The sequence below is a fragment of the Polaromonas sp. genome (genome assembly GCF_043778355.1).
GTDB lineage: Bacteria > Pseudomonadota > Gammaproteobacteria > Burkholderiales > Burkholderiaceae_C > Polaromonas.
In genome coordinates, this window is record NZ_JAYWHI010000097.1 from 40,924 (window position 1) to 48,052 (window position 7,129).

General features: G+C 62.4%; 8 protein-coding genes. 7 read left to right on the forward strand and 1 reads right to left on the reverse strand.

The features are described from left to right. Positions 1 to 19 precede the first annotated feature (19 nt). Entirely contained in the window at positions 20 to 1,027 is a 1,008-nt protein-coding gene (gene hemB / locus ACH2CW_RS14055) for a porphobilinogen synthase (protein WP_395059190.1), read from the reverse strand. A 343-nt stretch (positions 1,028 to 1,370) separates the two neighbouring features. On the opposite strand from hemB, the gene ACH2CW_RS14060 reads away from it, so the two are divergent. The 7 genes from ACH2CW_RS14060 to rpsL form a co-directional block, all read left to right on the forward strand. After that, positions 1,371 to 1,799, forward strand: coding sequence for a CopD family protein (locus tag ACH2CW_RS14060; protein ID WP_395059192.1), 429 nt, complete (start codon positions 1,371 to 1,373; stop codon positions 1,797 to 1,799). Between the two features lie 85 nt (positions 1,800 to 1,884). After that, entirely contained in the window at positions 1,885 to 3,066 is a 1,182-nt protein-coding gene (locus ACH2CW_RS14065; RefSeq protein ID WP_395059194.1) for a VanZ family protein, read from the forward strand. After that, on the forward strand, positions 3,063 to 3,434 hold the full coding sequence (locus ACH2CW_RS14070; RefSeq protein ID WP_395059196.1) for a (2Fe-2S) ferredoxin domain-containing protein: 372 nt from the start codon (positions 3,063 to 3,065) through the stop codon (positions 3,432 to 3,434). The genes ACH2CW_RS14065 and ACH2CW_RS14070 overlap by 4 nt, the downstream gene beginning before the upstream one ends. A 105-nt stretch (positions 3,435 to 3,539) precedes the next feature. Next, the gene (locus ACH2CW_RS14075; protein ID WP_395059198.1) at positions 3,540 to 4,160 is read left to right on the forward strand and encodes an alpha/beta hydrolase; all 621 of its coding nucleotides are present in this window, start codon (positions 3,540 to 3,542) and stop codon (positions 4,158 to 4,160) included. A 72-nt stretch (positions 4,161 to 4,232) separates the two neighbouring features. Then, the gene (locus tag ACH2CW_RS14080; RefSeq protein ID WP_395059204.1) at positions 4,233 to 5,402 is read left to right on the forward strand and encodes a D-alanyl-D-alanine carboxypeptidase family protein; all 1,170 of its coding nucleotides are present in this window, start codon (positions 4,233 to 4,235) and stop codon (positions 5,400 to 5,402) included. A 182-nt stretch (positions 5,403 to 5,584) separates the two neighbouring features. Then, positions 5,585 to 6,604: a Bug family tripartite tricarboxylate transporter substrate binding protein gene (locus tag ACH2CW_RS14085; RefSeq protein WP_395059200.1), complete on the forward strand. Its 1,020-nt coding sequence runs from the start codon at positions 5,585 to 5,587 to the stop codon at positions 6,602 to 6,604. Positions 6,605 to 6,771: 167 nt separating this feature from the next. Continuing rightward, on the forward strand, positions 6,772 to 7,129 hold a 358-nt coding region (gene rpsL, locus ACH2CW_RS14090; RefSeq protein ID WP_395059202.1), incomplete at its 3' end, for a 30S ribosomal protein S12.

Consider the following 7,129-nt stretch of genomic DNA (forward strand, 5'->3'; position numbering starts at 1 on the left):
ATCTGTCCTGGGCAAAGCGCTATTTATTCTGTAGCAAACGGGCGGCAGCCACGGCAAAGTAGGTCAGCACGCCATCGGCGCCGGCGCGCTTGAAAGCCAGCAGGCTTTCCATCATCACCGCATCGTGGTCGAGCCAGCCGTTTTGCGCGGCGGCCTTGAGCATCGCGTATTCGCCGCTGACCTGGTAGGCAAAAGTCGGCACCCCAAACTCGTCCTTGACGCGGCGCACCACGTCCAGGTAAGGCATGCCGGGCTTGACCATCACCATGTCGGCGCCTTCGGTAATGTCCATGGCGACTTCCCGCAGTGCCTCGTCGCTGTTGCCCGGGTCCATCTGATAAACCTTTTTGTCGGCCTTGCCGAGGTTGCCGGCAGAGCCCACCGCATCGCGAAAGGGCCCGTAAAACGCGCTCGCGTATTTGGCGCTGTAGGCCATGATGCGGGTGTGGATCATCTTGCGCGATTCGAGCGCGTTGCGGATCGCGCCTATGCGGCCGTCCATCATGTCGCTGGGCGCGACGATGTCCACGCCGGCTTCGGCCTGGGCCAGCGCCTGTCCCACCAGCAGTTCAATCGTCTCGTCGTTGAGGATGTAGCCGGTCTCTTTGTCGGGCAGGCCATCCTGGCCATGGCTGGTGAAGGGGTCCAGCGCCACATCGGTCATCACGCCGAGTTCGGGAAAGCGTTTTTTCAGTTCACGCACCACACGCGGCACCAGGCCGTCGGGGTTCAGCGCTTCCTTGCCGTCGTACGTCTTGAGCGACGCGTCGATCACCGGGAACAGCGCGATCACCGGAATGCCGAGCCGCACACATTCCTCAGCCACCGGCAACAGCATGTCCAGGCTCAGGCGTTCGACGCCCGGCATTGAAGTTACCGCTTCGCGGCGCTTCGAGCCGTCGGTGACAAACACCGGGTAAATCAGGTCGTGCGCACTGAGCGCGTTTTCACGCACCAGGTTGCGCGTGAAGCTGTCGCGGCGCAGGCGGCGTGGCCGGCCGGAAGGGTAGGGGGCGAAGGCGGTCATTGGCAAATTCTGCCATGCCCGCTGCTTTGCAAGGGCACAGGTTGCCATGGCGGCAGGCAAAAAAATGCCCGGATGACACAAGGTCAACCGGGCGGGGAAGCCTTTTTGCTGTGACACGTAAAGGCACCCGCTCAGGGAGGAAAAGCGGGATGCTGCCACCAAAAGGTAACAACACCTACTAATTCTAGTTAGCGCAGGCCGATGTGACAAGCGGCTTCTCGGACAGCCAAGCCGGGGAGTTCGCAGGTCCATGATTTTTCTGGCGCTGACCAGCCCGGTAACGCCCTGACCGCGCATGGGCCTTCGCCGGCGTTGCGCTTGGCCTGCGGGCTACACTTCGCCCATGCTCTGGGTCAAATCACTTCACATTGTTTTTGTCGCCAGCTGGTTTGCGGGCCTGTTTTACCTGCCGCGCATTTTTGTGAACCTGGCGATGGTGCCGCCGGAGAGTGTGGCCGAACGCGAGCGTCTGATTCTGATGGCGCGCAAGCTGCTGCGTTTCACCACCCTGCTGGCCGTGCCCGCGCTGGTTTTCGGGCTGTGGCTGTGGCTTGGTTACGGCATAGGCCGTGGCCCCGGCAGTGGCTGGATGCATGCCAAGCTGGCCGTGGTCGTGCTGGCCATCGGTTACCACCACGCGTGTGGCCGCATCCTTGCGAAGTTCATCGCGCAGCGCAACACGCGCAGCCACGTGTGGTGGCGCTGGTTCAACGAGGTGCCGGTGCTGCTTCTGTTCGCCGCCGTGGTGCTGGTCGTCGTCAAGCCCTTTTAAACACCGAAGGCCGCGCAGCGTGAGCCCTCCGAATTCACCAGACGCCATACCAGCGGACGCGGGCGAACCGGCTTCGCCGGGCGCGATGCGTCGTCCCCTGGAAGGGGAAAAGGAATTACACGCAGCGAAGCGGAGTGAAGACGATAGGGGTGAGCCAACTGCAAGCTGGCCTCTTGCGCTGGCGACCGTCTGCCTGATTGTTTATGCCAGCCTCTACCCGTTTGCCGAATGGCGCAATCAGGGCATTTCACCGCTGAATTTTCTGACTGCACCCTTGCCGCGTTACTGGACTGGTTTTGATGTCGGCGTCAATATCGCGGGTTACGCGCCGCTGGGTTTCCTGCTGGCCCTGGCGGCGTTGCGAAGCGGCCGCATTCGCTGGGCCGTCACCGTGGCGGTGCTGGGCGCGGGCCTGTTGTCGCTGACCATGGAAACCCTGCAGAGCTACCTGCCTTCGCGTGTGCCTTCGAACGTGGACTTTGCGCTGAACACCGCTGGAGCTTTGCTGGGCGCGTGCAGCGCCTGGCTGCTGGAAAAAGCCGGCGCCATCGCCCGCTGGAGCCGCGTCCGCGCGCGCTGGTTTGTGCGCGACGCGCGCGGCGCGCTGGTGCTGCTGGCGTTGTGGCCGGTGGCGCTGCTGTTTCCCGCTTCGGTGCCGCTGGGGCTGGGCCAGGTGATCGAGCGGCTGGAACACTGGCTGGCCGACATGCTGGCCGACACGCCATTCCTCGAATGGCTACCGGTGCGCGACATTGAACTGCAGCCGCTGGTGCCGGGCGCCGAGGTGATTTGCGTGGCACTGGGCGCGTTGATTCCCTGCCTGCTTGCTTATGGCGTGGTGCGCACCTGGCCGCAGCGGGCGTTTTTCCTGATCGCAGCCCTGGCAACCGGCATTGTGCTGACGGCCCTGTCGGCGGCGCTCAGCTATGGCCCCGACCATGCCTGGGCCTGGCTGGACTTCCCGGTTCAGGTGGGTTTGGTCATGGGCGGCGTACTGGCCTTGTCGCTGTTGCCGGTGCCGCGCCGGGCCAGCGCCGCGCTGCTGCTGGTCGCGCTGTGTGTGCATTTGTCGATGCTGAACCAGGCGCCGGCTGGCCCTTATTTTGCCGAGACCTTGCAGATCTGGGAGCAGGGACGGTTTGTGCGCTTCAACGGCCTGGCCCAGTGGTTGGGCTGGCTCTGGCCGTTTGCGGCGCTGGTCTATGTGTTGGTGCGTTTGTCCGTGCGCAAGGCGGCAGAAGCGGCCGAAAGTAAAATCGGGGCATGACTCTACCCAGCGCGACAGGCGCGGCTCCGGCCGCATCCCCGGACTCTTATTACGAACGGCATATTTTCTTTTGCCTCAACCAGCGTGAAAACGGCGAAGACAGCTGCGCCAACCACCGGGCGCAGCAGGGCTTTGACCGCTGCAAGTCGCAGGTCAAGGCGGCTGGCCTGGCCGGACCGGGCAAGGTGCGTGTCAACAAGGCCGGCTGCCTGGACCGCTGCGCTGCCGGGCCGGTGGCGGTGGTGTACCCCGAAGCGGTGTGGTACACCTATGTCGATGTGCACGACATCGACGAGATTGTCGAGTCGCACCTCAAAAACGGGCAAGTGGTCGAGCGCCTGCTGACGCCCGCGCACCTTGGGCGTTGATTTTCCGATACGACAAAAATGAATGATTTGTGCTCTCAGCCCATGGCGGCCGGGCGCGAACAGCTATAAATTCGATAGCATTCAAAATCGCAATGAGGTTGCCTCTTGAACGCCCACACCCAAAAAAGCACATTCCCCGGTCCGGCCGGTGCCATTGAAATGGCCCTTGATGCGCCCGCCGGCGCCTCGCGCGGCGTCGCTGTGATCGCGCATCCGCACCCGCTGTTCGGCGGCACGCTGGACAACAAGGTGGTGCAGACGCTGGCGCGCGCCTTCACCCAGAGCGGCTGGACGGCGGTGCGCTTCAACTTTCGCGGCGTTGGCGGCAGCGAAGGGGTGTACGACGAAGGCCGCGGCGAGGTCGACGATATGCTGGCGGTGGTGCAGCAGGCCGCGCCTGTGGGCGCGCTGGCGCTGGCCGGTTTTTCCTTCGGCGGTTTTGTGACCTCGCAGGTGTTTGCGCGCCTGCAACCGGCGCGTGCCATTGACAAGCTGGTGCTGGTGGCGCCAGCGGCGAGCCGCTTTGCGGTCGCGCCTGTGGCCGAGGCGGCGCATGAGCAGACCTTGGTGATTCATGGCGAGCAGGACGACACCGTGCCACTGCAGGCGGTGATGGACTGGGCCCGGCCGCAGCTACTGCCTGTTACGGTTGTTCCGGGAGGCGGGCATTTCTTTCATGGACAATTGCCGCTGCTGAAAAGTCTGGTCGCGCGCCACTTGCGCTGAGCGCTTTTCGTCCTTCCTTCTTCTATTTCCAGGTTTTATTCCCCCATGCGTTTTGCTACAGTTTTTCGCGGCATGGCCGCTTCCCTGGCGTTCGTTGGCTCCGCAGGTTTTATGCCGACAGTGCAAGCCCAGATGCCGCAGCCGCCGGAAGTGGCTGCCCGCTCTTATCTGTTGCTCGACGTCACGGCGAACCAGATCCTCGCCGCGAAGGACATAGACTCACCCGTGGAGCCGGCGTCGCTGACCAAGCTCATGACCGAGTACTTGGTGTTTGATGCGCTGAAATCCAAAAAAATCGATCTCAAACAGACCTTTGGCGTCAGCGAGCGCGCCTGGAAAATGCCCGGCTCCCGCATGTTCATTGACCCCAAGATGCAGGTGCCGGTGGAAGACCTGATCAAGGGCATGATTGTTCAGTCTGGCAATGACGCCACCATGGCGCTGGCTGAAGGCGTGGGCGGCAGCGCCGAGAACTTCGTCAAACTCATGAATCAGCAGGCCAAGGCGCTGGGCATGAACTCGACCAGCTACAAAAACCCGGAGGGCCTGACCGAGTCGGGCCACACCACGACGGCGCGTGACCTGAGCATTTTGTCGACCCGGTTGATGCAGGACTTTCCCGACTACATGGGTTTTTCGGCCATCAAGAAATACCGCTACCCCGGCACACCCGCCGCCAACGACACCAACCGCAACACCTTGCTGTTCCGTGACCCTTCGGTGGACGGCCTGAAAACCGGCCACACCAACGCGGCGGGCTACTGCATGATCGCCACCGCCAAACGCGACTTCCCGAACCTCGGCACTGCCGGCGCCCCCGGTGGCCGGCGCTTGCTGGCCATCGTTCTCGGCGCCGCCAGTGACAGCGACCGGGCCAACGAATCGCAAAAGCTGCTCAACTGGGGCTACACCGCGTTTGAAGCCGTCAAACTGTTCGACGCCGGCCAGCCGGTCGCCTCGCCCAGTGTCTGGAAGGGCAAGTCGAACACCGTCAAACTGGGCCGCCCGCAGGCCATCGTGCTGGCCATTCCTGCCGGCAGCTCTGCCAAGGTTCAGACCCAGGTCGCCCGGCCCGACCCGCTGGTCGCGCCGTTTGTCAAAGGCCAGGCGCTTGGTACGCTGAAAGTCAGCACTGGCACTGGCCAGCCAGTGGCGGACATCCCGCTGGTGGCGCTGGAGGCGGTCGAGGAAGCCGGTATTCTGGGCCGCGCCTGGGATTCGATCCGTTTGTGGATCAAGTAGCCGTTTGAGGCGCGCACGACAATCCACGGATTGGCGTTAAAAAACTGCTGGCCAGACCCATCGGATCGACGAGCGCTCAGTGCCCCAAGACGCGTCAGGGACCAGTCTAGGCGTCTTTCCTGAGACGAATCCACGCCGCAGTGCCTATGATGGATGGCTTCATCACCATCAGAAAACAACCCATGAACAGCCGCAAACTCCCCGGTCAATCCTTGCAACGCCGTCAGCTCATTGCGGCGGGTGGCTTGGCCGCTGGCGCGCTGATGCTGCCAGCGGTCATGCGCCACGCCGTGGCGCAGCCAGCGCGCTGGCCGACCAAGCCGATTCGGATCATCGTGGCCTTCGCAGCCGGTGGGCTGACGGATTCCTACGCGCGGCTCTATGCGGAGCAACTGACGGCAAAGTTCGGTGTCCCTGCGATTGTGGAAAACAAGCCGGGCGCGGGTGCCATCATTGCGATTGATGCGGTGGCCAAGTCACCAGCGGACGGCTACACCTTGCTGATGACCACCTCGGGCACCGTCTGGCAAAACCGCGTGCTGTACAGCAAGCTGCCCTATAACCTGGACACCGACATTGTGCCGGTGGCTTTTTTCCCGTCCGGCCCGCTGGTGGTCGGTGTGCCGGAAAAAATTGGTGTCAACACCATGCGCGAGCTGATTGCGTACGCCAAGAAAAACCCGGTCAACATGGGCAGTTATGCCGCCGGCTCCTACCCGCAGATGGTGGCTGACCAGACGAACCGCAACGAAGGCACCAAAATCGTCACCATCAATTACCGTGGTGAGTCGCCGATGTGGGTGGACGTGGCGGGCGGGCAGTTGCAGGTGGCGATTGGCAGTTACCAGTCGTTTGCCACAGTGCAACCGCGCGGCGTCAAAGCCATCGGGGTGACGGGCTCCTACCGCTCGCCCAAGCTGCCAGGCGTGCCAACGCTGACCGAGCAAGGCATTGAGGGCCGCCTGGTGACGCTTGAAGGCGGCTTGCCGTTGATGGCGCCTGCTGGCACGCCTGAAGCGGTGCTGAAGGCCCTCTCGCAAGTCGCCGTAGAAGGCGCCAACACGCCGAAGGCTGCGCAGCTGCGCGAAACCTTCGCGATTCCGAACAAGCCAAAAAATCTGAAAGAAACCCGTGAGGACTGGCTGCGGGATGTGCCGGTGTGGATCAAACTGGCAGTGGATCTGGGGATCAAACTGGACTGATTTGCCGACAAAAGCCCGAACTGCTACACTCATGGGCTTTTCCGCAAATTTTGGAAGAGCTGACCGTTTTTACGACAAAAGCCGGTCAGTCACGTGGTGAGCCACGATCTCACAGTGTTTGCCGCGTGTTTTTCAGTCAGTTATCAGACGTTTAGGGACGTTTTTCAATGCCAACCATCAATCAATTAGTTCGCCAAGGACGCGAGGTCGAAAAGATCAAGTCCAAAAGCCCCGCGATGGAGAATTCTCCACAGCGCCGTGGTGTCTGCACCCGTGTGTACACCACCACCCCGAAGAAGCCAAACTCGGCTCTGCGTAAAGTCGCCAAAGTGCGCCTGACCAACGGGTTTGAAATCATTTCCTACATCGGCGGCGAAGGCCACAACCTGCAGGAACACAGCGTCGTGCTGGTTCGCGGCGGTCGTGTCAAGGACTTGCCCGGTGTGCGTTACCACATCGTTCGTGGCTCGCTCGACCTGCAAGGCGTGAAAGACCGCAAGCAGTCGCGCTCCAAGTACGGTGCGA